General features: G+C 45.8%; 1 protein-coding gene. It reads right to left on the bottom strand.

The features are described 5' to 3' along the window. A partial coding sequence (locus JCM17207_RS00935; RefSeq protein ID WP_238315577.1) for a DDE-type integrase/transposase/recombinase occupies positions 1–287 on the bottom strand: 287 nt, incomplete at its 3' end. Positions 288–365: the final 78 nt, after the last annotated feature.

Raw genomic sequence — 365 nt, 5'->3', positions numbered from 1 at the left:
CATTCGGTTTTTAGAATGCCAAAGAAATTTTCTGCCATTGCGTTGTCATAGCAGTTTCCGCGTCTTGACATGGAAGGCGTAATGCCGTATTCTTTAGTCAGGTTAAAGTACGCTTGGGAAGTATACTGAAACCCCTGGTCGCTGTGGAGGTGCAACTCCCCAGCGACTTTCTCTTTGTTCATGGCAAGGCGAATGGTATCCAGAACCAGATTTACTGTTTGCTGGGCTGCAGTCTTGTAGGCCACAATGCTGTTGTCGTATAAATCCCGGATCATGGACAGGTACAGGACACCTTGTTCCGTATGGATATAAGAGATATCTGTGACCCATTTGCTGTTAGGTCTTTCTGTGTGGAAATCCCTATT

The organism is Faecalibacterium gallinarum, assembly GCF_022180365.1.
Taxonomy (GTDB): Bacteria; Bacillota; Clostridia; order Oscillospirales; family Ruminococcaceae; genus Faecalibacterium; species Faecalibacterium gallinarum.
Note: the sequence above shows the minus strand (reverse complement) of the source record. Positions and strands in the feature narration are given on the sequence as shown.